General features: G+C 67.6%; 23 protein-coding genes and 1 pseudogene. All 24 read left to right on the top strand.

The window, feature by feature from the left end:
• Positions 1–98: 98 nt before the first annotated feature.
• The 24 genes and pseudogenes from ABE423_RS10300 to ABE423_RS10185 all read left to right on the top strand — a co-directional run bounded on the left by ABE423_RS10300 (position 99) and on the right by ABE423_RS10185 (position 25,677).
• Complete coding sequence (locus ABE423_RS10300; RefSeq protein WP_049421892.1) at positions 99–614, top strand: flagellar basal body-associated FliL family protein; 516 nt, start codon at positions 99–101, stop codon at positions 612–614.
• Positions 615–624: 10 nt separating this feature from the next.
• Positions 625–1,629 (top strand): flagellar motor switch protein FliM, encoded by a 1,005-nt coding sequence (gene fliM, locus ABE423_RS10295; protein ID WP_032129211.1) that lies wholly within the window; start codon positions 625–627, stop codon positions 1,627–1,629.
• Positions 1,626–1,961: a flagellar motor switch protein FliN gene (gene fliN / locus ABE423_RS10290; RefSeq protein ID WP_012510967.1), complete on the top strand. Its 336-nt coding sequence runs from the start codon at positions 1,626–1,628 to the stop codon at positions 1,959–1,961. The genes fliM and fliN overlap by 4 nt, the downstream gene beginning before the upstream one ends.
• On the top strand, positions 1,958–2,377 hold the full coding sequence (gene fliO / locus ABE423_RS10285; protein WP_032129212.1) for a flagellar biosynthetic protein FliO: 420 nt from the start codon (positions 1,958–1,960) through the stop codon (positions 2,375–2,377). Before fliN ends, fliO begins: the two co-directional genes overlap by 4 nt.
• A 1-nt stretch (position 2,378) precedes the next feature.
• On the top strand, positions 2,379–3,158 hold the full coding sequence (gene fliP, locus ABE423_RS10280) for a flagellar type III secretion system pore protein FliP (RefSeq protein WP_043395553.1): 780 nt from the start codon (positions 2,379–2,381) through the stop codon (positions 3,156–3,158).
• 82 nt (positions 3,159–3,240) lie between these two features.
• On the top strand, positions 3,241–3,510 hold the full coding sequence (locus tag ABE423_RS10275; protein WP_012510965.1) for a flagellar biosynthetic protein FliQ: 270 nt from the start codon (positions 3,241–3,243) through the stop codon (positions 3,508–3,510).
• A 13-nt stretch (positions 3,511–3,523) separates the two neighbouring features.
• A complete protein-coding gene (gene fliR, locus ABE423_RS10270) occupies positions 3,524–4,315 on the top strand; it encodes a flagellar biosynthetic protein FliR (protein WP_012510964.1) in 792 nt (263 codons plus the stop codon).
• Between the two features lie 164 nt (positions 4,316–4,479).
• Positions 4,480–6,612 carry an EAL domain-containing protein gene (locus ABE423_RS10265; protein ID WP_346485951.1) on the top strand — a complete coding sequence of 711 codons (2,133 nt, stop codon included), beginning with the start codon at positions 4,480–4,482 and terminating at the stop codon, positions 6,610–6,612.
• Between the two features lie 118 nt (positions 6,613–6,730).
• The gene (gene flhB / locus ABE423_RS10260; protein WP_107432403.1) at positions 6,731–7,861 is read left to right on the top strand and encodes a flagellar biosynthesis protein FlhB; all 1,131 of its coding nucleotides are present in this window, start codon (positions 6,731–6,733) and stop codon (positions 7,859–7,861) included.
• A gap of 44 nt (positions 7,862–7,905) precedes the next feature.
• Complete coding sequence (gene flhA, locus ABE423_RS10255) at positions 7,906–9,966, top strand: flagellar biosynthesis protein FlhA (protein WP_346485979.1); 2,061 nt, start codon at positions 7,906–7,908, stop codon at positions 9,964–9,966.
• A 145-nt stretch (positions 9,967–10,111) separates the two neighbouring features.
• Positions 10,112–11,734 carry a flagellar biosynthesis protein FlhF gene (gene flhF, locus ABE423_RS10250; protein WP_049461532.1) on the top strand — a complete coding sequence of 541 codons (1,623 nt, stop codon included), beginning with the start codon at positions 10,112–10,114 and terminating at the stop codon, positions 11,732–11,734.
• Positions 11,721–12,608 (top strand): P-loop NTPase, encoded by an 888-nt coding sequence (locus tag ABE423_RS10245; RefSeq protein ID WP_049401182.1) that lies wholly within the window; start codon positions 11,721–11,723, stop codon positions 12,606–12,608. Before flhF ends, ABE423_RS10245 begins: the two co-directional genes overlap by 14 nt.
• Positions 12,605–13,348, top strand: coding sequence for an RNA polymerase sigma factor FliA (locus tag ABE423_RS10240; protein WP_049401180.1), 744 nt, complete (start codon positions 12,605–12,607; stop codon positions 13,346–13,348). The genes ABE423_RS10245 and ABE423_RS10240 overlap by 4 nt, the downstream gene beginning before the upstream one ends.
• Positions 13,349–13,405: 57 nt before the next feature.
• Positions 13,406–13,798 (top strand): chemotaxis response regulator CheY, encoded by a 393-nt coding sequence (cheY, locus tag ABE423_RS10235; protein ID WP_006365466.1) that lies wholly within the window; start codon positions 13,406–13,408, stop codon positions 13,796–13,798.
• Complete coding sequence (locus tag ABE423_RS10230; RefSeq protein WP_032129220.1) at positions 13,798–14,403, top strand: protein phosphatase CheZ; 606 nt, start codon at positions 13,798–13,800, stop codon at positions 14,401–14,403. The genes cheY and ABE423_RS10230 overlap by 1 nt, the downstream gene beginning before the upstream one ends.
• A 2-nt stretch (positions 14,404–14,405) precedes the next feature.
• Positions 14,406–16,238, top strand: a complete 1,833-nt coding sequence (locus tag ABE423_RS10225; protein WP_346485948.1) for a chemotaxis protein CheA — start codon at positions 14,406–14,408, stop codon at positions 16,236–16,238.
• A gap of 101 nt (positions 16,239–16,339) precedes the next feature.
• Positions 16,340–17,080 (top strand): flagellar motor protein, encoded by a 741-nt coding sequence (locus ABE423_RS10220; protein ID WP_010482457.1) that lies wholly within the window; start codon positions 16,340–16,342, stop codon positions 17,078–17,080.
• Position 17,081: 1 nt separating this feature from the next.
• Positions 17,082–17,927, top strand: a pseudogene (gene motD, locus ABE423_RS10215) (flagellar motor protein MotD); the annotation flags it as partial.
• 175 nt (positions 17,928–18,102) lie between these two features.
• A complete protein-coding gene (locus ABE423_RS10210; RefSeq protein ID WP_005413243.1) occupies positions 18,103–18,885 on the top strand; it encodes a ParA family protein in 783 nt (260 codons plus the stop codon).
• Positions 18,882–20,084 (top strand): chemotaxis protein CheW, encoded by a 1,203-nt coding sequence (locus ABE423_RS10205; RefSeq protein WP_253143082.1) that lies wholly within the window; start codon positions 18,882–18,884, stop codon positions 20,082–20,084. Before ABE423_RS10210 ends, ABE423_RS10205 begins: the two co-directional genes overlap by 4 nt.
• 286 nt (positions 20,085–20,370) lie before the next feature.
• On the top strand, positions 20,371–20,679 hold the full coding sequence (locus ABE423_RS10200) for an STAS domain-containing protein (RefSeq protein WP_014037092.1): 309 nt from the start codon (positions 20,371–20,373) through the stop codon (positions 20,677–20,679).
• Positions 20,676–21,041 carry a response regulator gene (locus ABE423_RS10195; protein ID WP_005409521.1) on the top strand — a complete coding sequence of 122 codons (366 nt, stop codon included), beginning with the start codon at positions 20,676–20,678 and terminating at the stop codon, positions 21,039–21,041. The genes ABE423_RS10200 and ABE423_RS10195 overlap by 4 nt, the downstream gene beginning before the upstream one ends.
• Positions 21,042–21,086: 45 nt before the next feature.
• Positions 21,087–23,075, top strand: coding sequence for a chemotaxis protein CheA (locus tag ABE423_RS10190; RefSeq protein ID WP_293796982.1), 1,989 nt, complete (start codon positions 21,087–21,089; stop codon positions 23,073–23,075).
• A gap of 352 nt (positions 23,076–23,427) precedes the next feature.
• Positions 23,428–25,677: a methyl-accepting chemotaxis protein gene (locus tag ABE423_RS10185; protein WP_125895426.1), complete on the top strand. Its 2,250-nt coding sequence runs from the start codon at positions 23,428–23,430 to the stop codon at positions 25,675–25,677.
• Positions 25,678–25,759: the final 82 nt, after the last annotated feature.

Here is a 25,759-nt window from a genome sequence, read left to right as displayed (position 1 = left end):
CCACCGGCACCCCGACGGAATTCCGTCGCACCCCTCTGCCCCTACTCCGGCACACCCCTTGCATATCCCGGTGAAGCAACCCTCAGGAGCTTCACCCCGTGGCCGCAGCCGCTGACAAAACCAAGAAGACCGCCGAGAAGGACAAGGCCGCCAAGCCGCGTAGTCCGATCCTGATCACCGCACTGGTGGCCGTGCTCGCCGCCGCTGCCGCCGGTGGCGGCGTCTGGTTCTTCACCCAGTCCAAGCACGAAGAGAAGACCGCGCAGGCCCCGAAGAAGGCCAGTACTCCGGCACCGGCCCAGTACTTCGCGCTGGACCCGGCCTTCGTGGTCAATCTCAACGGCCCGGTCGACGGCCCGCGCTACCTGCAGCTGGAAGTGCAGCTGATGACCCGCGATCCCGCTGCACTGGAAGCGATCAAGACGCATGCGCCAGCCATTCGCGCACGCCTGCTGATGCTGTTCTCGCAGGTCAGCCCCGACCAGATCGCCGACATCGCCGGCAAGCAGAAGCTGCAGGCCGCTTCGCTGGCCGAAGTGCAGAAAGTGCTCAAGGCCGAAACCGGCAGCAACGGCGCCGACGATCTGCTGTTCACCAGCTTCGTGACCCAGTAAGGGCCCACCGATGAATGATCTGCTGTCCCAGGACGAGATCGATGCCCTGCTCCACGGCGTGGACAGTGGCGCGGTCGAGACCGATGCGGAACCGCCGTCAGGCGAAGCACGTTCGTACGACTTCGCCAGCCAGGACCGCATCATCCGCGGTCGCATGCCGACCCTGGAAATGGTCCACGAGCGCTTCGCGCGCCTGTGGCGGATCGGCCTGTTCAACCTGATCCGCCGTTCGGCCGAACTGTCGGTGCGCGGCATCGAGCTGATCAAGTTCAACGACTACATGCACTCGCTGTATGTGCCGACCAACCTGAACCTGATCCGCTTCAAGCCGCTGCGCGGTACCGGCCTGATCGTGTTCGAACCGACCCTGGTGTTCGCCATCGTCGACAACTTCTTTGGCGGCGACGGGCGCTACCCGACCCGCATTGAAGGCCGCGAGTTCACCGCCACCGAAATGCGGGTGATCCACCTGCTGCTGAAGCAGACCTTCGCTGACCTGCGCGAGGCCTGGGCACCGGTGATGGATGTCGACTTCGAATACATCAACTCGGAGATCAACCCGCACTTCGCCAACATCGTGACGCCGCGCGAGTACGTGGTGGTGTGCCGGCTGCACGTCGAGCTCGACGGCGGTGGCGGCGACATCCATGTGACCCTGCCGTATTCGATGCTGGAACCGATCCGCGAGCTGCTCGACGCTGGCATCCAGAGCGACCGCAATGATCGCGACGAAAGCTGGGGCCAGACCCTGCGCGAACAGCTCAACATCGCCGAGGTGACCCTGTCCAGCGTACTGGCCAGCAAGCGCATGACCCTGCGTGACCTGACCCAGCTGAAGGTCGGCGACATCCTGCCGATCGAGCTCAGCCCGCAGGTGCCGCTGTGCGTGGAGAACATCCCGGTGTTCACCGGCGAGTTCGGCATCGCCAACGGCATGAACGCCGTGAAGATCACCGCTACCCATCCGCCGGGCACCCGCCCGCGCGCACCCGTCATCCAGGAAGACCCGCAATGAACGATATCGACGCCCTCGAACCGACCCCGGCCCAGTTCGGCACCCTGCAGGCCGAAGAAGGGGCCGGCGCCGACCTCAACCTGGACGTGATCCTCGACGTGCCGGTGACCCTGTCGCTGGAAGTCGGTCGTGCCCGCCTGCCGATCCGCAACCTGCTGCAGCTCAACCAGGGCTCGGTGGTGGAACTGGAACGCGGCGCCGGCGAATCGCTGGATGTGTTCGTCAACGGCACCCTGATCGCCCACGGCGAGGTGGTGGTGATCAACGACCGCTTCGGCGTTCGCCTGACCGACGTGGTCAGCCCGAGCGAGCGGATCCGGAGACTGCGTTGAGCCTGCTGGCCTCCACACTGCTGGCGGTCGGCAAGACCGCCGCTCCGGTCGGCCCGCAGATCGGCCAGCACGCAGCCGCCGCACCGAGCCTGTTCGGCGCGGTGCTGGCGCTGCTGGCAGTGCTGGCGCTGGTCATCGGCCTCGGCTGGCTGCTAAAGCGCCTGCCCGGCAGCGGCTTCCGCCCGGCCGACGGCATGAAGGTGGTGGCCAGCCTGAGTGTCGGTGCCAAGGAGCGCGTGGTGGTGGTCGAGGTCAACGGCCAGCAGCTGCTGCTGGGCGTCACCGCTGGCGGCATCAACACCCTGCACACCCTGCCCGAACCGCTGCCGCCGCCCGCGCCGGTGCGCGTGCCGGACTTCAAGAACCTGCCGAATTTCGCCCAGCTGCTGCAGCAGCGGCTGCGCAAGGATCCCTGACATGCGTGTCACCCGTACCCGTCTTGCCACCCTGATGCCGTGGCTGCTGATGCTCGCCCTGTGCCTGTTGCCGGCGCTGGCATTCGCCGCACCCGGTGCCCCGACCACGCCGCTGCCGGACATCAATGTCGGCAAGATCGGCGGTGCTCCGGTCAGCCTGCCGCTGCAGACCCTGCTGCTGATGACGGCGATCACCCTGATCCCGTCGATGTTGCTGGTGCTGACCTCGTTCACCCGCATCATCATCGTGCTGGGCCTGCTGCGCCAGGCGCTGGGCACCGGACAGACGCCGTCCAACCAGGTGCTGCTGGGCCTGGCCCTGTTCCTCACCGCAATGATCATGCTGCCGACCTGGGACAAGGCCTGGAGCACCGGCATGGCGCCCTACCTCAATGGCGAGATCGACTTCCAGACCGCTTGGACGCTGACCACCTCGCCGCTGCGCGCCTTCATGCTGGCGCAGATCCGCGAGACCGACCTGATGACCTTTGCCGGCATCGCCGGGCATGGCACCTACGCCAGCCCCGACGCGATCCCGTTCCCGGTGCTGGTCGCCTCGTTCGTCACCAGTGAACTGAAGACCGCCTTCGAGATCGGCTTCCTGATCTTCATTCCGTTCGTGATCATCGACCTGGTCGTGGCCAGCGTGCTGATGTCGATGGGCATGATGATGCTGTCGCCGATGCTGGTGTCGGCACCGTTCAAGATCCTGCTGTTCGTGCTGGTGGATGGCTGGGTGCTGACCGTCGGCACCTTGGCGGCGAGCTTCAATCCGGCGTGATCGAGAGGCAGTCGAGCATGACTCGACTCTACAGAAGCACAGTCGAGCGCGGCTCGACTCTACATGAGCAGATGGAACCCGAATGACTCCCGAACTTGCCCTGACCGAACTGCGTGGCGGCCTGATCACCGTGTTGTGGGTGGCCGGCCCGCTGCTGCTCACCGTGCTGGTGGTCGGTGTGGTGGTGGGCGTGGTGCAGGCCGCGACCCAGCTCAACGAGCCGACCATCGCCTTCGTTGCCAAGGCGGCGGCGCTGACCGCGGTGCTGTTCGCGCTGGGCAGCCTGCTGATCGGCCACCTGGTGGAGTTCACCACGCTGCTGTTCCAGCGCATTCCACACCTGATCGGCTAGGACACGCGCTTCGATGGACGCCGCCACCCAGATGGCTGCCGACGGCCTGCAGGCCTTCGGCATGATCGGCACCGTGCTGTGGACCATGCTGCGCATCGGCGCAGTGGCCATGGCCATGCCGATGGTCGGCACCCGTGCCGTTCCCGCGCGGGTGCGCGTGGTGCTGGCTGGCACCCTGGCCATCGCACTGGCGCCGCTGCTGCCGCCGGTACCGGACTGGACCGGTTTCGATGCCGCCACGGTCCTTACCATCGCCCGTGAACTGGCCATCGGCGTATCCATCGGCTTCCTGCTTCGGCTGGTGTTCGAGGCCGGCGCGATGGCCGGCGAACTGATCGCCCAGGGAACTGGCCTGGCCTTCGCGCAGATGAGTGACCCACTGCGTGGCGGCACCTCCGGCGTGATCGGGCAGTGGTTCTATCTGCTTTTCGGCCTGCTGTTCTTCACCGCCAACGGGCACCTGGCGCTGATCTCGCTGGTGGTGGACAGCTACCGGGCGCTGCCGATCGGCGCCCCGCTGCCGGACCCGCACGCCTTCTTCAGCATCGCCCCAACCTTCCTGCTGACCGTACTGCGCGGCGCATTGACCCTGGCGATCCCGCTGACCGTGGCAATGCTGGCGGTGAACCTGGCGTTCGGCGTCCTGGCTCGTGCGGCCCCGGCGCTGAACCCGATCCAGCTCGGCCTGCCAGTGTCTCTGCTGCTGGGCCTGTTCCTGCTGGCGCTGCTGGCCGGGGAAATGGGTCCGCCGGTACAGCGCCTCTTCGATGCCGCCTTCCAGGCTGCGGACACGGTCACACACTGACCGGATCATCACGTTTTACTGCTTGCCCTTCCCCCGGGTCTGCGCGTTAGAGTGAATACGCGGCAACCGGGGGGATGCCGCACGTGGCCGGCGCCGTGCGTCGGCCTGCCTCATGCATGCCCCACCGTGGTTTCCGTCGACAGGCAGGTCCGGGAGACTGACGAATGCTGGTAGGCACGTACAACCCGTGGCTGGTGGCGATCTCGCTGCTGGTGGCCGTGATGGCTTCGTACACCGCGCTGGCGATGGCCGGGCGCACGGTCACTGCACCCGGCAAGGGCGCGGCGTGGTGGTGGCGCCTCGGTGGTGGCTTCGCCATGGGCCTGGGCATCTGGTCGATGCACTTCATCGGCATGCTCGCCTTCGACCTGCCCATTCCGCTCGGCTACGACCTGCCGATCACCCTGCTTTCCCTCGCATTGGCGATCGCCACATCGGTGTTCGCGCTATGGCTGGTTTCGCTGCGTACCCTGCCCCACCCGCGGTTGGCCGGTGGCGCGCTGCTGATGGGCACCGGCATTGCCGGCATGCATTACGTTGGCATGGCCGCAATGCGCATGCAACCCGGCATCGACTACGACCCGGGCTGGCTGCTTTTTTCGCTGATGGTGGCTGTGGCCGCCTCGTGGACGGCGCTGTACGTGGCGTTCCGCCTGCGCGCGCAGCGCACCCGTGTCGGCGACCGGCTCGCGGCTGCCGGCCTGCTCGGGTTGGCCATCGTCGGCATGCACTACACCGGCATGGCCGCAGCGCGCTTTCCGGAAGGCAGCATCTGCGGCGCAGCCGTCGGCGATGGGCTGCAGAGCGAATGGCTGGCCATGCTGGTGGTGGTGCTGACCGTCGCCATCCTGGCCGTGGTGCTGGTGGTCTCCTGGCTGGACCAGCGGGTGGAGGCGCAGCTGCTGCGCCTGCGCAATTCCCTGTTGAGTACCTCACTGACCGACGCACAGCAGGAACTGACCCAGGCCGCACTGCACGACCCGCTTACCCGCCTGCCCAACCGCCTGCTGCTGCAGCGTCGGATCGTGCAGGCGCTGGCCGAGGCCGAACAGGGCGGCAGCCGCTTCGCGGTGATGTTCATGGACCTGGATGGCTTCAAGCAGGTCAACGATGCCTACGGCCACCAGGCCGGCGATGCACTGTTGGTTGCGGTGGCCGAACGCACGCGCCAGCTGCTTCGGCCCAACGACATGCTGGCCCGTCTGGGCGGTGACGAATTCGTGCTGGTGGTGCGCATCGAGCACGACGAGGACCTGCCGACGCTGGCCCGGCGCATCCTGCAGGCGGTCGGCAGCGGGCCGTTGCTGGCCGACAACGAACTGCAGGTGACCGCCAGCATCGGCGTGGCGATCTGTCCGGATCACGCTGCCAGCGAGCGGCAGCTGATGGCCTTTGCCGATGCAGCGATGTACCAGGCCAAGGAATCCGGACGCAACGCCTTCGTGCTGTTCGCCGACTGGATGAATGACAGCGCCGAACAACAGTTCCGGCTGCTGGCCGACCTGCGCCGGGCCATCGGCAGCGAGCAGCTGTTCCTGCACTACCAGCCGAAGATCCAGGTAGCCACGCAGAAGGTGGCCGGTGCCGAAGCGCTGATCCGCTGGCGCCATCCGGAGCATGGCCTGATCCCGCCGGACCGCTTCATCCGGCTGGCCGAACGCAGCGGTGCGATCAATGAGATCGGGCGCTGGGCGCTGGACCAGGCCTGCCAGCAGCTGCGCCGCTGGCACGATGCCGGCCACGAGGGCTGGTCGATGTCGGTGAATCTGTCGCCGGTGCAGTTCAGTTCGCCGCACCTGCTGCAGGATGTGCGTGAAGTGATCGAACGCTACGACATTGCCCCACGCCACCTGGTGCTGGAGATCACCGAAAGCACGGTGATGCGCGATACCGATACCAGCCTGCGCCTGCTGCAGGCGCTCTCGGCACTGGGCGTGGGCATCTCCATCGATGACTTCGGCACCGGCTATTCCAGCCTGCTGTACCTGAAGCGGTTGCCGGCCACCGAAATCAAGATCGACCACGCCTTCGTACGCGACCTGGAGCACAGCGCCGAGGACGTGGTGATCGTCTCGGCGATCGTGGCGCTGGGCCACGCGCTGGACATGGACATCGTCGCCGAGGGCGTGGAGACCGCCGCGCAGCGCGCCTACCTGGAGCGGCTGGGCTGCGATTACCTGCAGGGCTACCTGCTCGGCCGTCCGGTGGATGCGGCGCGCTTCATGCAGCTGCATGATCTGCCGCGGCCTCGGGTGGAACTGGCGCAGAGCCCGCCGACGCAGCACCCGCCGGGGTAAATCCAGGCTGCGCTCCCACCTGCACCTGCTCTGGTAGATGCCAACCTTGGTTGGCACATGAACCCATCACGGAACACTTCTTGCACGCACCCCGGCATCCCCTGCCGCAGTGCCCGTGATGTCCGAGAACGAATCCGCCGGCGAAAAGACCGAACAACCTACCGAAAAACGCCTGCGCGACGCCCGTGAACAGGGCAACCTGCCGCGCTCGCGCGAGCTCGGAACGGCCGCCGTGTTCGGCGCCGGCGTGCTGGCGGTGATGGCCATGAGCGGCTCGATCGGCCGTGGTGCAAGCGCCTGGATGAAGCATGCACTCAGCCCAGAGCAGAGCCTGCGGCAGAACCCGAAGGAACTGTTCGGCCACTTCGGCGACCTGCTGCTGCAGTTCATGCTGGTGATCGCGCCGCTGGTGCTGGTCTGCCTGCTGGCCAGCTTCGTCGCCCCGCTGGTGATGGGCGGCCTGCGCTGGTCGCAGAAGGCGATGATGCCCGACTTCAACCGCATGAACCCGATGAGCGGGCTCAAGCGCCTGTATGGCCCGGAAGCCATCGCCGAGTTCACCAAGTCGTTGTTGCGCGTGGCTTTTGTCGGCGTTGCCGCCGGGCTGGTGGTGTGGACCGGCTTCGACACCCTGCGCGGGCTGATCCACCACCCGCTGGAGACCGCCATCACCGACGGTCTCGGCTTCACCCTGCGCCTGCTGCTGGCCACCGCCGGCGCGATGCTGGTGCTGGCGGCCATCGACGCCCCGTACCAGCGCTGGAACTGGATGCGCAAGCTGAAGATGACGCGTGAAGAGCTGCGTCGCGAAATGAAGGAAAGCGAGGGCAGCCCGGAGGTAAAGGGCCGAATCCGCCAGCTGCAGCAGCAGATGGCCAACCGCCGGATGATGGAGGCGGTGCCCACTGCCGATGTGGTGGTGGTCAACCCCACCCACTACGCGGTCGCCCTTAAGTACGAGGGCGGCGCCATGAACGCCCCCAAAGTGGTCGCCCTGGGTGTGGATGAGACCGCCCTGCGCATCCGTGAAGTGGCCGACGGCAACAAGGTGGCGATCGTCTCCGCCCCGCCTTTGGCACGCGCCTTGTATCGGGAAGGCCAACTCGGAAAGGAAATCCCCGTGAGACTGTATTCGGCCGTCGCCCAGGTCCTGTCCTACGTCTACCAGCTGCGCGCTTGGCGCACTGGCCCGATGCCGGACGCCCCGCACATCCAGGTGGATGAATTCGGCAAGGGAGGCCGCCCGTGAGCGCCCAGCCCTCCACCGGTTTCAACACCCGCCGCGCGCTGGAAATGATCCGCCAGGGCCTTGGCGCACCGCTGATCGTGCTGGCCCTGCTGGCCATGGTCGTGGTGCCGCTGGCCGCGCCGGTGCTCGATGCCCTGTTCACCTTCAACATCGCCATCTCGCTGATGGTGCTGCTGGCGGTGGTCTACGTGAAGCGCCCACTGGATTTCACGATCTTCCCGATCGTGCTGCTGATCACCACCATGCTGCGGCTGGCGCTGAACGTCGCCTCCACCCGCGTGATCCTGCTGAACGGCCAGAACGGCCATGACGCCGCGGGCAAGGTCATCGCTGCCTTCGGCGAATTCGTGATCGGCGGCAACTACGCGGTCGGCATCGTGGTGTTCGCGATCCTCACCATCATCAACTTCGTGGTCATCACCAAGGGCGCCGGCCGCGTCTCGGAAGTGACCGCGCGCTTCATCCTCGACGCGATGCCCGGCAAGCAGATGGCGATCGACGCCGACCTCAACGCCGGTTTGCTGACGCGCGAAGAAGCCAAGCTGCGCCGCGAGGAAGTCCGCGAGGAAGCCGATTTCTACGGCGCGATGGACGGTGCCAGCAAGTTCATCCGTGGTGATGCCATTGCCGGCATCCTGATCCTGTTCATCAACATGCTCGGCGGCCTGGCCGTAGGCGTGCTGCAGCATGGCATGCCGTTCGGCGATGCCGCTGCCACCTACACCCTGCTGTCGATTGGTGATGGCCTGGTGGCGCAGCTGCCGGCGCTGCTGGTCTCCAGCGCCGTGGCCATGCTGGTCACCCGCGCCTCGCGCTCGCAGGACATGGCCCAGGCCCTGACCGGCCAGGTGTTCGGGCAGTACCGTGCGCTGGCGATCACCGCCGGCATCATCGGTGTGGTCGGCCTGGTGCCGGGCATGCCCAACGTCGCTTTCCTGACGCTGTCCGCGATCCTCGGCTTCATCGCCTGGAAGGTCTACCGCAAGGGCAAGGCCACGGCCACCGATCCGGCAGCCGCAGGCAATGACGCTGCCGCGCTCAACGCACTCGGCCGCCCGGCCGCGCCAGCTCCGACTGCCGAACTGAGCTGGGACGAACTGCGCCCGGTCGATCCGCTGGGCCTGGAGGTCGGCTACCGGCTGATTCCGCTGGTGGACAGCAGCCAGGGCGGCGAACTGATGGCACGCATCAAGGGCGTGCGGCGCAAGCTGACCCAGGACGTCGGCTTCCTGATCCCGTCGGTGCACATCCGCGACAACCTGGAACTGCCGGCCAACGGCTACCGCGTGCTGGTGCACGGCGTACCGGTGGCCACCGCCGAGATCCACCCCGACCGAGAACTGGCCCTGGACCCGGGCAGCGCCCTCGGCGCGCTGGAAGGCATCGCCGGCAAGGACCCCGCGTTCGGCCTGGACGCGACCTGGATCCAACCACACCAGCGTGCCCAGGCCGAAACGCTGGGCTATACCGTGGTCGATCCGGCCACCGTGGTCGCCACCCATCTGTCGCACCTGATCCGCGAGCACGCACCGGAACTGCTCGGCCACGAGGAAGTGCAGCACCTGCTGGCCAACCTGGCCAAGAGCGCGCCCAAGCTCGTCGAAGATCTGACGCCGAAGGCGCTGCCGTTGTCGGCGGTGGTGCGCGTACTGCAGAACCTGCTGGTCGAGCGCATTCCAATCCGCCAGCTGCGCAAGATCGCCGAAGCACTGGTCGAACATGCGCCCAGCAGCCAGGACCCGGCCGTGCTGACCGCCGCCGTGCGCACCGCGCTGGGCCGCTTCATCGTGCAGGAGATCGCCGGAATGTCGGCGGAGCTGCCGGTGTTCACCCTCAACCCGCAATTGGAACGTGTCTTGCAGGAGTCCACGCAGGGCAACGGCGCCGCGCTGGAACCCGGACTCGCTGAGCGACTGCACCAGAGCCTGGCCGAATGTGTCAGCAAGCAGGAAGCCCGCAACGAGCCCGCGGTCGTGCTGGTACCTAGCCCGGTGCGCGCCGCGCTGGCCCGCCTGGTCCGCCACAGCGTTCCGTCGCTGTCGGTCCTGGCCTACAGCGAGGTGCCGGAGGACAAGCGCCTGAAGCTGGTCGGAACGATCAGCTGACGCCGCCCTCCGATGCGCCAGAAAACAGACACCACTTTCGAACCAACGCAACAGACAGATACCAAGGGGAACCCGCACCGTGCAGACCACCGACCACCCGAGTTCTCCGACCGCCACCCCGCCGTCTTCGTCCCGTGACCACAGCATGAAAATCAAACGATTCGTCGCCGCCGACATGCGCTCGGCCATGAACCTGGTGCGCAAGGAACATGGTCCTGACGCCGTGATCCTGTCCAACCGCCGGATCGAGGAAGGCATCGAGATCGTCGCCGCCGCCAACTACGACGAGAGCGCCGTGCAGCGTGCACTGGAAGCCTCGCGTCGTGACATCGCTCCGCCGCCGGCGCCGAAGCCGCGCACCGCCGCCGACGCGGTGATCGCCGCGGTCACCCGCCGCCGCAGCAATACCCCGGCACCGGAACCGGTCGCCGCAACCACCTCGGCCGTGGCTGCCCTCGCCCGCGCTGCGGTCGGCGCCACCGGCCGCACCCTGGACAGCGCCGACGAGATCGTGCCGACCCGCGGCAGCACCGGCTTCGCCGCCACCCTGGCACGCGCCGCCGTCAACGAACCGGCGCTGCCGGATCAGATCTTCGCTCCGTTCGCCGAAGCCATCGTCGCACCGGCGCCCAGCACCGCCGCACCGGCCAACCGCGCCCGCTTCCAGATCGACCCGCCGCACGAGACGCATCACGAAAGCGCGGCGTCGGCCGTGCAGCCGCCGCCGCTGCCGACCGCTGCCGTGACCGAAGCGCAACCCGGGATCGTCGCCAGCGAACCGGCACCGGTCGAAGCCAGCGACGAAACCGGCGCTGCCCCCGTGCTGGCCCCAGCCCCGGCACTGACCCTGGTGGCCCAGGACGACGCCGAGATCCGCCAGCTGCGCCAGGAAGTGGCCGGCATGCGCCATGTGATCGAGCGCGAGATGAACCGCTTCACCGACGAGCGCCTGCGCGGCTGCCCGGTGCGCGCCACCGCGCTGGACCTGATGGACGAGTATGGCTTCGATGCCGGCCTGGCCCGCGACGTGGCCATGCAGATCCCGCTGGAGACCGAGGCCCATCGAGGCCGCGGCCTGATGCTGGGGCTGATTTCGCGCAAGCTGCCGATCGCCCCGGTCGACCCGCTGGAAGAAGGTGGTGTGATCGCACTGGTCGGACCGACCGGCGCCGGCAAGACCACCACCATCGCCAAGCTGGCCTCGCGCTTCGCCGAGAAGCACGCGCCGCGTGACGTGGCCCTGGTCACCACCGACACCACCCGCATCGGTGCCCGCGAGCAGCTGTACGGCTACGGCCGCCAGCTCGGCATCGCGGTGCACGAGGCCAACAGCGGCACCGACCTGGACCAGCTGCTGGAACGCCTGAAGGACTACAAGCTGGTGCTGATCGACACCGCCGGCCTGGGCCCGCGCGACCGCGCCCTGGCCGCCCAGCTGCAGTGGCTGCGTGCCGCCCGCCAGGTCCGCACCCTGCTGGTGCTGCCGGCCAACACCAGCTTCGGCGACATGGACGAGGTGGTCCGCCGCTTCGGCGCCGCCAACCTGCAGGGCCTGGTACTGAGCAAGCTGGACGAGACCGGCCGCTTTGGCAACGCCCTGTCGGTGGCCGTGGATCATGCCCTGCCGATCACCTGGGTGACCGATGGCCAGGACGTCCCGGAGGACCTGCACCGGGCCAGTGCAGCCAATCTTGTACTTCGCCTTGAAGATTTGCGCCGCGCGGCCGATATGCCCTGCAACCCGGAGTTGAACCATGCCGTCGCGTGAGTACGCCAAGCTGACCAAGACCTTCCCGCTGTCGGCCACCCGCAGCGAGCCGCTCGGCCCTGTGCGCACCATTGCGGTCACTGGCGGCAAGGGCGGCGTGGGCAAGACGAATGTGTCGGCCAACCTGGCCGTGGCACTGGCTGGCATGGGCAAGCGCACGCTGCTGCTGGACGCCGACCTCGGCCTGGCCAACATCGACGTGATCCTGGGGCTGAACCCCACCTTTACGCTGGCCGACCTGGTCGCCGGCCGCTGCACGCTGGATGACGTCATCGTCGAAGGCCCGAACGGCGTGCTGGTGGTCCCGGCCGCATCCGGCCGCCGCCACATGGCCGAGCTGGCCCCGGCCGAGCACGTTGGCCTGGTCAACGTGTTCTCCGAACTGGAGCGCGAGCTGGACATCATGGTGGTGGACACTGCCGCGGGCATCACCGATGGCGTGCTGACCTTCTGCCAGGCCGCACAGGACACCGTGGTGGTGGTCTGTGACGAGCCGGCCTCGATCACCGACGCCTACGCACTGATCAAGGTGCTGTCGCGCGAGCGCGGCGTGGACCGCATCCAGGTGGTGGCCAACATGGTGCGCGACCCGAACGAGGGCCGCGTGCTGTACGAAAAGCTGACCCGCGTCTGCGAGAAGTTCCTTGCCGATGTCTCGCTGAACTACCTCGGCTGCGTGCCGCAGGATGACTGGCTGCGCCTGTCGGTGCAGCGCCAGCAGCCGGTGGTGAAGGCCTATCCGTCCAGCCCGGCGGCGCTGGCGATCACCGAGATCGCGCGCCGTACCGCGCGCTGGCAGGCGCCGACCGAACCGCGTGGCGGCGTCGAGTTCTTCCTCGAACGCATCCTCAAGCAGCGTGGGGTGACGGCATGAAAGGCGCAGCCCAGTACAGGGAAGTGCAGCGCTCGGCGGCGAACGAAGTCATCGCCCAGCATTCGGACCTGGTGCGGCGCATCGCCCACCACCTGGCCGCGCGCCTGCCAGCCAGCGTCGAGGTCGACGACCTGATCCAGGCCGGCATGATGGGCCTGATCGAAGCCTCGCGCAGCTATGACGCCGACCAGGGTGCTTCTTTCGAGACCTACGCCTCGATCCGCATCCGTGGTTCGATGATCGACGAGATCCGCCGTGGTGACTGGGTCCCGCGCTCGGTGCACCGCCGTGCACGTGATGCCGCCGCCACCATCCGCCGCCTGGAACAGAGCAGTGGCCGTGCCGCCAGCGCCACTGAAGTGGCCGCCGCGATGGAGATGCCGCTGCCTGAGTACCTGCGGCTGATGGAAGACGCTGCACGTGGCCAGGTGCTGAGCCTGGAATCGCGCATCGAGGACCAGGGCGAGCTGGACACCGTCGCCCAGGGCGGGCCGACCCCGCAGCAGGTACTGGAGCGCGGTGAGTTCGGTCGCGAGCTGGGCAAGGCCATCGGCCACCTGCCCGAGCGCGAACAACTGGTGCTCTCGCTGTACTACGAGCAGGAACTGAACCTGAAGGAGATCGGCGCGGTGCTCGGCGTGAGCGAGTCGCGGGTCTGCCAGATCCACGGCCAGGCGGTACTGCGCCTGCGTGGCCGGCTGAAGCTGTTCGAGGCTGCCGACGCAGGCCTCGAAGAATGAACATCCCCGAGGCGGCTGCCCCCGGCCGTCCGGAATGAACAACAAAGGAATTCTGCTTTGAACAAGAACATGCGCATCCTGATCGTCGACGACTTCTCGACCATGCGTCGAATCGTCAAGAACCTGCTGGGCGATCTGGGCTTCACCAATACCGCCGAAGCCGAGGACGGGCATGCCGCGCTGTCGCTGCTGCAGAGCCAGCCGTTCGATTTCGTGGTCACCGACTGGAACATGCCGGTGATGACCGGCATCGAGCTGCTCAAGGCGATCCGTGCCGATGCCAAGCTGAAGACCCTGCCGGTGCTGATGGTCACGGCAGAAGCCAAGCGCGAGCAGATCATCGAAGCCGCCCAGAGCGGCGTGAACGGCTACATCATCAAGCCGTTCACCGCGCAGACGCTGGAAGAGAAGCTCGGCAAGATCTTCGAACGCCTGGCGGCCAGCGCCTGATGGATACCACGGTCGACAAGAACGCCCTCGCCCTGCGCCTGCAGGAAGCCCTGGACGCACTCGAGTCCGGTGACGAGACCGCCTGGCGGCAGCGCATCGACGGGCTGGTCGCGCTGCGCACGCAGCCGATGATGAGCGGCCTTTCGCGGCTGGCCCGCGAGCTGGGACAGGCGCTGGGCGAACTGCCGACCGTGCCGAGCGAAGCCGGCGAACTGGACGACGCCTGCGCGCGACTGGACCACGTGGTGGCGATGACCGAACAGGCCACGCACCGCACCCTGGACCTGGCCGAGGAATGCCGCAGCCTTACCGAACAGCTGCGCGCCGAAGGCCTGCAGCCGGGCCAGGACGCGCAGCTCGAGCGCATCCGCCACAACCTGACCGAGATCGCCCTGACCCAGAGCTACCAGGACCTGACCGGGCAGATCATCCGTCGCGTGGTCGGCATCGTCCGCCGCGTGCACGAAGGCTTCGGCGCGCTCGGCCTGCCGCCGGAACAGCATCGCACCGACCCGGAACTGGCCGGGCCGGCACTGAAGGGACTGGACCGCCACGCGGTCTCGCAGAACGACGCCGACGACCTGTTGTCGGATCTGGGGCTGTAAGCATGAGCGCGGTATCCGACGACATCACTGCCGATTTCATCATCGAGGCGCAGGAGATCCTGGATCGCCTCGGCGAACAGCTGGTGTCGCTGGAGCAGGCACCGCAGGACAGCGACCAGCTCAACGCGGTGTTCCGTGGCTACCACACGCTCAAGGGCGGCGCCGGCTTCCTCGGCGTCACCGCCATGGTCGAGCTGTGCCATGCCGCTGAAGAGGCGCTGGGCGCCGCACGTGCCGGCCAGGCCGTGCTGCAGGCCCACCACTTCGACGCGGCCCAGCAATCGCTGGACTACCTGCAATCGATGCTGGACGCGGTTTCCTCCGGCACCGAGCCGGGCTATGCGCCGCCGGACCTGATCGCACAGTTCGACGTGCACAGCGGTGCCGTGGCTGCACCCGCCGCCGCCGCAGCACCCACCGCGGGTGGCAGCGACCTGATCACCGACGACGAATTCGAGGCTCTGCTCGACCAGCTGCATGGTGGCAACGCGCCGACCGCGGTCGCGCCAGCGAAGAAGGCCGACGACGGACTGATCAGCGAAGACGAGTTCGAAGCCCTGCTCGACCAGCTGCACGGTGGCGCGGCACCAGGCACCAAGCCTGCGGCCGTGGTGGCACCGGCACCGATCGCAGCGCCGCGCCCGGTCGCCGCACCGGCACCGGCGGCGAAGCCGGCCGCCAAGCCGCTGGCCGAGGCCGAACATACCGTGCGCGTGGACACCAAGCGCCTGGACGCGATCGTCAACCTGATCGGCGAACTGGTGCTGTCACGCAATCGGCTCAAGACCCTGCGTGCACGCCTGCGCGATGAAGAGCTGGACCGGGCCGTGTCCACTCTGGATATCGCCACCGCCCGCCTGCAGTCGGCAGTGATGCGCACCCGCATGCAGCCGGTGGGCAAGGTGTTCTCGCGCTTCCCCAAGGTTGCCCGCGACGTCGCCCGCTCGCTGAAGAAGGAAGTGGACCTGGAACTGATCGGCGCCGAGACCGAGCTCGACCGCAACCTGGTCGAAGCGCTGGCCGACCCGCTGGTGCACCTGGTCCGCAACGCCATCGACCATGGCGTGGAAATGCCCGACCTGCGCGAGGCACAGGGCAAGCCACGGATGGGCCATGTGCGCCTGTCGGCACAGCAGGAAGGCGACTACGTCAGCATCGAGGTACAGGACGATGGCGCCGGCATCGACCCGGAAAAGCTGCGCGCCAAGGCGCGCGAGAAGGGCCTGATCGATCCGGAAGCCGCCGCGCGCCTGAGCAGCGAGGAGTGCCTGCACCTGGTGTTCCTGCCCGGCTTCTCGACCAAGCAGCAGGTCACCGACATCTCCGGTCGTGGCGTCGGCATGGACGTGGTGCAGTCACGCATCCGCGAACTGAGCGGCCAGATCCAGATCCAGTCGGAACTGGGCCGTGGCAGCCGCTTCCTGATCCGCGTGCCGCTGACCCTGGCGATCCTGCCGACCCTGCTGGTGCAGGCCGGCGAGGACGTCTATGCGCTGCCGCTGGCCCGCGTGATGGAAGTGCTGCACGCGCCGCGCACCTCGCTGGGCTGGTTCGATGGCCGTGCCGTGCTCGACCGCCGCTCGCACACGCTGCCGCTGGTCGATCTGCGCCAGTGGCTGGATGTGACGCCGGCCGCCTCGCCGCTGCTGACCATCGTGGTGCTGCAGGCCGGCGAAGCGCGCTTCGGGCTGGTCGTGGACCAGGTACGCGGGCGTGAGGAAGTGGTCATCAAGCCGCTGCCGAAAGCGCTGCGCGGCCTGCGCGGTTATGCCGGTGCAACCTTGATCGGCGATGGTCGCATGGCGCTGATCCTGGACGTGGACGGGCTGCGATGAACCCCGCCGGGCCATGCCCGGCGCCCCGAAAACTGTGACTACCGTCTGTACGCGATCTACCGGTGTCTCAAGTCCCATTCATACACGCCGATACCGGAACCATGGATAGACTCAGCCTCATTGGACTCTTTCTCGCCCTGGCCTCGCTGGTCGGCGGCAGCATCCTCAAGGGCGCCGGCCTGGCGTCGTTGTGGTCGCCTGCGGCGTTCGTGATCGTCATCGTCGGCACCGTCGCCGCGATCCTGCTGCACACCTCGCCGGCGGTGTTCAAGCATGCCTTCAAGATCGTGCGCTGGGTCGTGCGCCCGCCGCACAGCGATCGCCGCGAACTGATCCAGCAGATCGTCGAGTGGAGCAACATCGCCCGCCGCCAGGGCCTGCTGGGCCTGGAATCGCAGGTGGAGGCGCAGCAGGACCCGTTCCTGCGCAAGGGCCTGCAGCTGCTGGTGGACGGCGTCGAACCCGAATCGATGCGGCACATGCTGGAAATCGAACTGGGCAGCCAGGAACACCAGGACCAGGCCGGTGCCAAGGTCTTCGAAGCGATGGGCATCTATGCACCGACGCTGGGCATCATTGGTGCCGTGCTTGGCCTGATCGCGGTGATGAAGAACCTGGCCGACCCGAGCAAGCTCGGCCACGGCATCGCCGCAGCGTTCACCGCCACCATCTACGGTATCGCCTCGGCCAACCTGCTGTTCCTGCCGGTGGCCGCCAAGCTCAAGAGTGTGATCTCGCACAACACCCGCGACCGCGAAATGGTCATTGAAGGCCTGATCTCGATCGCCCAGGGCGAGAACCCGCGCAACATCGAAACCAACCTCTCCGGCTTCCTGCACTGACATGGCCCGCCGCAAGCACCACGAAGAGCACGCCAACCACGAAGCATGGGCGATCCCCTATGCCGATCTGATGACGCTGCTGCTCGCCTTCTTCGTGGTCATGTACGCGATTTCCTCGGTAAACGAAGGCAAGTACCGGATCATGGCCGACGCGCTGACCGATGCCTTCGGGGGCGCGCCGCGCACGATCAATCCGGTACAGGTGGGTAACAAGCAGGTGCAGGGTGGCGGCTGGGACAGCCCCTCGGTGATCAAGTCCGGCACCAAGATCGGGCCCTCGGCGCCTGCGCCGTCGCACGACCCGACCCTGCTGCCGTCGATGGCCTCGCAGATGCGCATGCCTGTTTCGGTGCACAACCAGGAGCAGATCGCGCGCGCCGAGCGCCAGCTCAACAGCATCGCCGACCGCCTGACCGCCGCGCTGGCACCGCTGATCGACCGCGGCATGATCAGCGTGCGCCGCACCGAGCTGTGGATCGAAGTCGAGATCAACAGCGACATCCTGTTCCCCACCGGTTCGGCCGCGCTGGACGTGCATGCGCGGCAGACCCTGGCCAGCCTGGCCGAGGTCCTGCGCGACGTACCCAACAGCGTGCGCGTGGAAGGCCACACCGACAATGTACCGATCGCCACCGCCACCTTCCCGTCGAACTGGGAACTGTCGGCCGGGCGCGCGGCCAGCGTGGTGCACCTGTTCGCCGACCAGGGCGTGCAGCCATCACGGCTGGCGATGGTTGGCTACGGCCAGTTCCGTCCGCGCGAAGAGAACGACAGCGCGCAGGGGCGCAACCGCAACCGCCGGGTGATGGTCATCATCCTGGCCGACACCTCGCACTCGGTGGATCCGCTTGGCCAGCGCCTCAATGCGGCCACCGGCGCCGTCGACGACAGCACCACCGAACAGGCCGCCGCAACTCCGGCTACCGCCCCCACCTCCCCCATCGCACCGGTGAAGTTGCCGCCGGTGCCGGCTGGCAGCCGCGTCGGCGCCGCCGTTCCCCCGGCAATGAAGGAGTAATCCGATGCGCATCTGGGCAGTCGCCAACCAGAAGGGCGGAGTCGGCAAGACCACCACCACCCTCGCCCTCGGCCGCGGACTGGCCGCACTTGGCCATCGCGTGCTGCTGATCGACCTCGATCCGCATGCCTCGCTCAGCCGCGCGTTCGGCGTACCGGTGGACCCGCCGCCGGCTGGCGTGCTGGAGCTGTTCGGCGCCCCGCCCGCCGATCTTTCCAGCCTGTGCCATGCCAGCAGCATCCATGGCCTGGACTATGTCTGCGCACAGTCCGCGCTGGCCACGCTGGAACGCCGCAGCGCCAACCAGCCTGGCCTTGGCCTGGCGCTGCAGAATGCGCTTGCGCGCCACCAGGGCCAGCACGACTACATCCTGCTGGACTGTGCCCCCACCCTTGGCCTGTTGATGATCAACGCACTGGCCGCTGCCGACCGCCTGATCATTCCCACCCAGGCCGAGCCGCTGGCCCTGCATGGCCTGGACGGCATGGTCCGCACCGGCGAGATGGTCGAGCGCTCGCGCCGCCGCCCGCTGCCGATCTCGATCCTGCCGACCCTGTTCGACCGCCGCACCCGCGCCGGCAACGAGTCGCTGCGCACGATGCAGGATCGCCACGGCACCCGCGTGTGGGAAGACGCCATTCCGATCGACACCCGCATCAGCAACGCCGCCGGCCTGACCCTGCCGAGCGTTGGTGAGGACTACCCGGGCCGCGGCCTGGCCGCCTATCGCCGCGCGCTGAACTGGATCCTCGGCGAGGATGCCCGCGCCCTGGAGCAGGCCGCATGAACAGCACCGGAGTACTGGACGACTACCTGGACGAACTGCTGGGCGAAGCGATCGCCGTGGCACCACCGGCTGCACCGCCGCCGGCGAGCGACGAAGCGTGCCCAGCAATTGCAGCCGACGCCGAACGCGAGCCGACCTGGGATGACCTGCCGGCCGAGGTGATCTACGAAACCGAGACCGTCGCCGCTGCGCCTGCCGTCGACAACGCCGCACTCGCAGCCGCCTTCGACGCGGCCGCAACGGCTGAGCGCGAACCCACCTGGGACGATCTGCCCGCCGAAGTGATCTACGAAACGGAGACTGTTGCTGCTGCCGCGGCAGAGGACGACGCAGCACTGGAGGCCGCCTTCGAGGCCGCCGCAATGCCTGTCGCCGCCCCCGAGCGCGAACCGACCTGGGATGACCTGCCTGACGAGGTGATCCACGAGACAGCCCCTGCTCCCGCCACCGCCAAGTCCGGCCCGGAACCTACATGGGACGACCTGCCGGACGAAGTGATCTACGAGACCGATCCGGCCGACAGCCATCGACTCGCCCACACCGACAGCCCCGGCCTGGAGGCCGCGTTCGAGGCCGCTGCCGGCGGCGAGGACGTTCCTGCGCCACCAGCGGCCGTGGTCGCAGCACCCGCTCCAGTTGCACGCACCGATGCCGCGCCGCCACCGCGCGTGGCCGTGGACGCGCCAGCAGGCAACCGCCCGAGCAGCTGGCAGGAGCTGCAGGCACAGGCACATCGGCCCGCCAGCAGCCCGCATCCGCAGAACCGACGCGCCGGCGAGCGCACCTCGCGCTGGCTGCGCCTGCGCTGCGGCACCCAGGCCTATGCACTGGAACTGCTGAAAGTGCAGGAAGTGGTGCTGCCGGTGCCGCTGCTGCCGTTGCGCGGCACTGCGCCGGCCATGCTGGGCATCATGAACCTGCGTGGCCAGGTGGTACCGGTGATGGACCTCGGCCTGCACCTGGGCGCCGCGGCCGCCGAAGACGACTCACAGACCCGCATCGTGGTGCTGGAGGAAGACGGCGAGACCATCGGCCTGCGCGTGTCGGCAGTGGAAGATGTCGCCAACCTCACCGATTCGCAGATCGAGCCACCCGATACCGCGCGCATCTGCCAGATCTCCAACGACCTGTTCCGTGGCGTCGCCAGGGTCAGCCAGCGCCCGATGATCCTGCTGGATGCCACCCGGTTGTTGAGTTGAGCGGAAAAAAAGGGGACGGAGGGGATTAAGTCGCAAGTGGCTCGGCGCTTTGCGCCGAAGCGGTGCCTGTCGGGGACGCAAGGAGTTGATCCGGTGGATCAACACCTTACGTCCCCACTGCGCGGTCGCCGTTGCCGAGGGGGCTGCAGTAGAGCCAGGTCGCTTGCGACTTAATCCTCTCCGTCTCCTTTTCAACAGCGACCGCATCGACGCACCGCGTCGATTCCCCTAAAGAACCCCGCCGGGGTGCCGTTATGGATCACGGAACCGTTTGTCCGGAGCAACGATGAGCACTGTCGAACTGGGTGGGGATCTCGGCATCGAGAGCACCACCGAGCTCAAGAACCGCCTCGCCCCGCTGGTGGCGCAGGCAGGCGAGCTGACCCTGGATGCCAGCCAGGTCGCCCGCATCCACACAGCCGCCGTGCAGGTGCTGTGTGCGTTCGTGCAGGCCCGCCGCGAGGCAGGCCTCGGCACCGGCTTCCACGGTTGCACTGCAACCTTCCGTGACGCCGCGCGCCTGCTGGGCGTCACCCAGGCCCTGGGCCTGGACGTAACCCATGACAACCTGAAATCTGTGGAGAACGCTGCATGAGCGCACGTATCTTGGTGGTGGACGATTCGGCGTCAATGCGCCAGATGGTGTCCTTCGCCCTCACCTCGGCCGGTTTTGCCGTCGAAGAAGCTGAAGACGGCGCGGTCGCGCTCGGTCGCGCCAAGGGCCAGCGCTTCAATGCGGTAGTCACCGACGTCAACATGCCGAACATGGACGGCATCGCGCTGATCCGCGAACTGCGCCAGCTGCCGGACTACAAGTTCACGCCGCTGCTGATGCTGACCACCGAATCGGCCGCCGACAAGAAGTCCGAAGGCAAGGCCGCCGGTGCCACCGGCTGGCTGGTCAAGCCGTTCAATCCGGAACAGTTGGTCGCCACCGTGCAGAAAGTGCTGGGCTGATCGCCCGCCACCGCTCCCCCTCTTCGCTTCCGGACCACCACTGCCATGAGCATGGACCTGCAACGCTTCCACGCCACCTTCTTCGAGGAGAGCCGCGAAGGCCTCGACGCGATGGAGGCTGGCCTGCTGGCCCTGGAATCGGGGCAGCAGGACGCGGAGATCATCAATTCGGTGTTCCGCGCCGCCCACTCGATCAAGGGCGGCGCCGGCACCTTCGGCTTCGATGCGATCGCCGGCCTGACCCATGTGCTGGAAACGCTGCTCGATGAGCTGCGTGCCGGCAAGCGGGCGCTGGAAGGCCACGCCGTCGACGCCATGCTGTCCTCGGTGGACGTGCTGCGCGCCCTGCTGCGCGAAGCCGAACACGGCCAAGCCGCCGATCCCGCCGCAGTTGCTGCGGTGAAGGCGCGCCTGGAGGCGGTTCTTTCCGGGGAGGCCGCAGCGAGCGCCCCCGCGGCCGCCGCAGCCAAGGTGGACGATACGCCGGAAGCCTGGCAGATCGGTTTCACCCCGGCGCCATCGCTGTTCATGAGCGGCAACGACCCGCTGCGCATCATCCGCGAACTGGAACATCTCGGTTCGCTGCAGGTCGCCGCGCGCATGGAACGCCTGCCCGGCTTCGCCCAGCTCGACCCGCTGGAGGCCCACCTGGCGTGGGATCTCGGCCTGGTCGGCAAGGTGCCGCGCAGCAAGATCGAAGACACCTTCGCCTGGGTGCTGGACGACTGCGAACTGGACATCCGTCCGGCTGCGCCGCCGAGCCTGGCCACCGAGGCACCTGCCACACCCGCCCCTTCCACACCGGCTGCCGTTGTACCGGCGGCACCCGCCGCCGCTGCCAGCAGCGTTGGCGGCCAGGAAGCCGAAACCTCGATCCGGGTCAGCGTCGACAAGGTCGATGCGCTGATCAACCTGGTCGGCGAACTGGTCATCACCCAGGCCATGCTCAAGCAGGTCTCGCACGCGCTGGACCCGGTCCACGCCGAGAGCCTGTTCGCCGGCCTGGACCAGCTTGAACGCAACACCCGCGACCTGCAGGAAGCGGTGATCGGCGTGCGCATGCTGCCGGTCGATGCGGTGTTCCGCCGCTTCCCGCGCCTGGTCCGCGACCTGTCCAGCCGCCTCGGCAAGCAGGTCCGCCTGCGCACCGTCGGCGAAGGCACCGAACTGGACAAGGGCCTGATCGAAAAGATCGCCGATCCGCTGGTGCACCTGGTGCGCAACTCGATCGACCACGGTCTGGAAATGCCCGACGTACGTCGCGGTGCGGGCAAGGACGAGACCGGCACGATCACCCTGGCAGCCTCGCATCAGGGCGGCCATATCGTCATCGAAGTCAGCGACGACGGCCGCGGCCTGGACCGCGCCAAGATCCTGGCCAAGGCCACCGAACGCGGCCTGGCGGTGCCGGACAACCCGACCGATTCGCAGGTCTGGGACCTGATTTTCCAGCCGGGTTTCTCCACCGCCGATGCAGTCACCGACCTGTCCGGCCGTGGCGTCGGCATGGACGTGGTCCGCCGCAACATCCAGGCGCTGGGGGGCGAGGTCCAGATCGAAAGCAGCCTCGGCGCCGGCACCCGCACGCTGATCCGCCTGCCGCTGACCCTGGCCATTCTCGATGGCATGACGGTGGCGGTGGCCGGTGAAACCCTGATCCTGCCGCTGGCTTATGTGCTTGAGGCCCTGCAGCCGCAGGCCGAGGACATCCGCAGCATGGCCGGCGAAGGCCGCGTGCTGCGCGTGCGTGGCGAGTATCTGCCGATCCTGTCGCTGAGCGAGTACTACGGCTACGGCAACCGCGCACCGGGCAGCGAATCGCTGGTGGTGGTGGTTGAAGGTGATGGCCAGAAGATTGCGCTGGAAGTGGACGAGCTGGTCGGTCAGCAGCAGGTGGTGGTGAAGAACATCGAGAACAACTACCGCCGCATCGGCGGGGTATCCGGTGCCACCATCCTTGGCGATGGCCGCGTGGCCCTGATCGTCGACATCGGCGGTCTGGTGCGTTCGCTGCGGATGCCGCAGGCCGCCTGATCCACGTTGAATGCGTGCACTGAGCCGCCGCCCTTCGGGGCGGCGGTTTTCGTTTGCGCGCACGGCCACGATCTGACCGCGCCCGCTTCGCCAGGCATACCGTGAACTCCGTCTGCACGAAGGTTTCGGGCGCAACCTTGCCGTTCAAGCGAAAGCCCTTTCATGGCACCACTTTCGCGACGTCATCCCTACGCAACCGAATGTGATCTGCGTCCATAAAGTCCATCCGAACTGCGCCGCTATTTCGCTTTGACGGCCGTCACCGAACCCCCACCGGGCACCACCGTTCGCTCTGCAACCACCCCCAGCCGACGCAACGACGCCGGCGCCCTGCCCACCTGGAGCACCCTGCATGAAGTGGTTCCACGATCTGCCCATCGCCCGCAAGCTGGCCGTGGGGTTCACCCTCACCACCTTGATGACCCTCGTCCTCGGCGCATTCGCACTGCTGCGGCTCAACGAGGCCAACAAGCAACTGGGCGAGATGGCCAGCAACGATATTCCCTCGGTGCAGCATCTCGGCGAGGCGCGCTCGCAACTCGGCGAGTTCCGCACCTACGAGCTGGCTCTGTTGAGCATGCTCGACCAGCCTGACAAGGTGGCCGACTACTACAAGCGCATGGACGACACCGCCAAGGCCGTACATGACGAACTGGCCGCCTACTCGGCACTGCCAGCCCTGGCCAAGGAGCGCGAGCTGTACGCTGCGGCAAACGTGCAGCTGGACCGCTACTTCGCTGCCAACAAGGCCATGCGCGAAGCCGTCGCGGCAGGCGACGGCACCTTGGCGCGGCAGATCTCCGACGAACAGTCGCGCCCGGCCCGCCGTGACCTGTTCGCTGCGATGAAGACCCTCGGCACCCATATCGCCGGCCTGATGGATGCCAAGATCGCCGATGCAAATGCCACCCACCGCGCCAGCATGATCGCCATCATCGGCTGCATCGTGCTGCTGTCGCTGGTGGCAGCCGCGCTGGCAACGGTCATCTCGCGCGCCGTCACCGGCCCGCTCGGCAAGGCCGTGCACGCGATCCAGGCCGTTGCCCGTGGCGATCTCAGCGTCAGCACCCAGGCCACCAGCAAGGACGAAGCCGGCAAGATGCTGGCCGCCACCACCGAAATGACCGCGATGCTGCGCCGCTTCTCCGAGCAGACCCAGCTGATGGCGCAGATGCACGCCGGTCCGGACATCAGCCATCGCATTCCGGAAGACTTCCCGGGCGTCTACGGGCAGCTGGCCAGCGGCATCAACACGGTCATCTTCGAACATCTCGACGCGATCCGCGATGCCATCGACGTGCTCAACCAGTACGCCACCGGCAACCTCACCCCGGACGCACGCCGCCTGCCCGGCAGCCGCGCGATCCTGCACGAGTCGATGGATGCGGCCAAGGCCAGCCTGCTGGCCATCAACACGCAGATCCAGCAGCTGGCCTCGGCCGCCGCAGCCGGCGACTTCAGCCAGCGCGGTGATGCGCAGCGTTTCGATCACGATTTCCGCGTGATGATCGAGCAGCTCAACAGCATGATGCAGGTCGCCGACGGCAACCTCGGCCAGCTCTCGCAGCTGCTGCAGTCGATCGCCGCCGGCGACCTGACCGCGCGCATGGACGGCCAGTTCAACGGCGTGTTCGCACGCATGCGTGACGACGCCAACACCACCGTCGCGCAGCTGACGCAGATCGTCGGCCAGATCCAGGCCAGCGCGTCCAGCATCACCCTCGCCGCTGGCGAGATCGCGTCGGGCAACAGCGATCTGTCGCGCCGCACCGAGCAGCAGGCCGCCAATCTGGAAGAAACCGCCGCGTCGATGGAGGAGCTGACCTCCACCGTGCGCCAGAACGCCGAGCACGCCCGCCAGGCCAATCAGCTCGCCATCGGCGCACATGGCGTCGCCTCGCAGGGCGGTGAAGTGGTCGGCCAGGTGGTCACCACCATGTCGGCCATCGAAGCCTCGTCGAAGAAGATCGCCGAGATCATCTCGGTCATCGACGGCATCGCCTTCCAGACCAACATCCTGGCGCTGAACGCCGCAGTGGAAGCCGCACGTGCCGGCGAACAGGGCCGTGGCTTCGCCGTGGTCGCCAGCGAAGTGCGTACCCTCGCCCAGCGCTCGGCTGCGGCCGCCAAGGAGATCAAGGGCCTGATCGATGATTCGGTCGGCAAGGTCGCCGAAGGCTCCAGCCTGGTGCACCAGGCCGGCAGCACCATGGGCGAGATCGTCGCCTCGGTGCAGCGCGTGACCGACATCATGGCCGAGATCTCTGCGGCTTCGCAGGAACAATCGGCCGGCATCGAGCAGGTCAACCAGACCGTGGTGCAGATGGACGAGACCACCCAGCAGAACGCCGCGCTGGTGGAAGAAGCCACCGCTGCCGCACGTGCAATGGAAGACCAGGCCGTGCAGCTGGGTGAAGCCGTGGCCCGCTTCCGGCTGGCATCACAGGGCACGACGGCCATCCCGGCACGCCCGCTGGCGGCACCGGTGCCGCGCCAGGTCGCAGCCGCCGCACCGGCCGCAAAGCCGGTCCCGGCGCGTACGCTGCGCACGGCGACGGCCCAGCCGGCGCTGGCCGCAGACGGCGACTGGCAGGAGTTCTGATGTACCCGGGGTGGGGGGGGGGGGGGGGGTGGGGGGGAGGGGGGACACCCAACCCCGCACGAGACGGAAAGAGAACGAGAGA

The organism is Stenotrophomonas sp. TWI1409 (assembly GCF_039673015.1).
Lineage (GTDB): Bacteria > Pseudomonadota > Gammaproteobacteria > Xanthomonadales > Xanthomonadaceae > Stenotrophomonas > Stenotrophomonas maltophilia_A.
Note: the sequence above shows the minus strand (reverse complement) of the source record. Positions and strands in the feature narration are given on the sequence as shown.

Coding starts and splice junctions, on each gene's coding strand:
- flhA (WP_346485979.1), top strand. CDS start 7,906: ATGATCCGCCAGGGCCTTGGCGCACCGCTGATCGTGCTGGCCCTGCTG.
- ABE423_RS10275 (WP_012510965.1), top strand. CDS start 3,241: ATGACTCCCGAACTTGCCCTGACCGAACTGCGTGGCGGCCTGATCACC.
- ABE423_RS10265 (WP_346485951.1), top strand. CDS start 4,480: ATGCTGGTAGGCACGTACAACCCGTGGCTGGTGGCGATCTCGCTGCTG.
- fliN (WP_012510967.1), top strand. CDS start 1,626: ATGAACGATATCGACGCCCTCGAACCGACCCCGGCCCAGTTCGGCACC.
- fliR (WP_012510964.1), top strand. CDS start 3,524: ATGGACGCCGCCACCCAGATGGCTGCCGACGGCCTGCAGGCCTTCGGC.
- flhB (WP_107432403.1), top strand. CDS start 6,731: ATGTCCGAGAACGAATCCGCCGGCGAAAAGACCGAACAACCTACCGAA.
- fliP (WP_043395553.1), top strand. CDS start 2,379: ATGCGTGTCACCCGTACCCGTCTTGCCACCCTGATGCCGTGGCTGCTG.
- ABE423_RS10195 (WP_005409521.1), top strand. CDS start 20,676: ATGAGCGCACGTATCTTGGTGGTGGACGATTCGGCGTCAATGCGCCAG.
- ABE423_RS10210 (WP_005413243.1), top strand. CDS start 18,103: ATGCGCATCTGGGCAGTCGCCAACCAGAAGGGCGGAGTCGGCAAGACC.
- ABE423_RS10230 (WP_032129220.1), top strand. CDS start 13,798: ATGGATACCACGGTCGACAAGAACGCCCTCGCCCTGCGCCTGCAGGAA.
- ABE423_RS10220 (WP_010482457.1), top strand. CDS start 16,340: ATGGATAGACTCAGCCTCATTGGACTCTTTCTCGCCCTGGCCTCGCTG.
- ABE423_RS10240 (WP_049401180.1), top strand. CDS start 12,605: ATGAAAGGCGCAGCCCAGTACAGGGAAGTGCAGCGCTCGGCGGCGAAC.
- flhF (WP_049461532.1), top strand. CDS start 10,112: ATGAAAATCAAACGATTCGTCGCCGCCGACATGCGCTCGGCCATGAAC.
- ABE423_RS10225 (WP_346485948.1), top strand. CDS start 14,406: ATGAGCGCGGTATCCGACGACATCACTGCCGATTTCATCATCGAGGCG.
- ABE423_RS10200 (WP_014037092.1), top strand. CDS start 20,371: ATGAGCACTGTCGAACTGGGTGGGGATCTCGGCATCGAGAGCACCACC.
- fliM (WP_032129211.1), top strand. CDS start 625: ATGAATGATCTGCTGTCCCAGGACGAGATCGATGCCCTGCTCCACGGC.
- ABE423_RS10185 (WP_125895426.1), top strand. CDS start 23,428: ATGAAGTGGTTCCACGATCTGCCCATCGCCCGCAAGCTGGCCGTGGGG.
- ABE423_RS10205 (WP_253143082.1), top strand. CDS start 18,882: ATGAACAGCACCGGAGTACTGGACGACTACCTGGACGAACTGCTGGGC.
- ABE423_RS10190 (WP_293796982.1), top strand. CDS start 21,087: ATGAGCATGGACCTGCAACGCTTCCACGCCACCTTCTTCGAGGAGAGC.
- ABE423_RS10245 (WP_049401182.1), top strand. CDS start 11,721: ATGCCGTCGCGTGAGTACGCCAAGCTGACCAAGACCTTCCCGCTGTCG.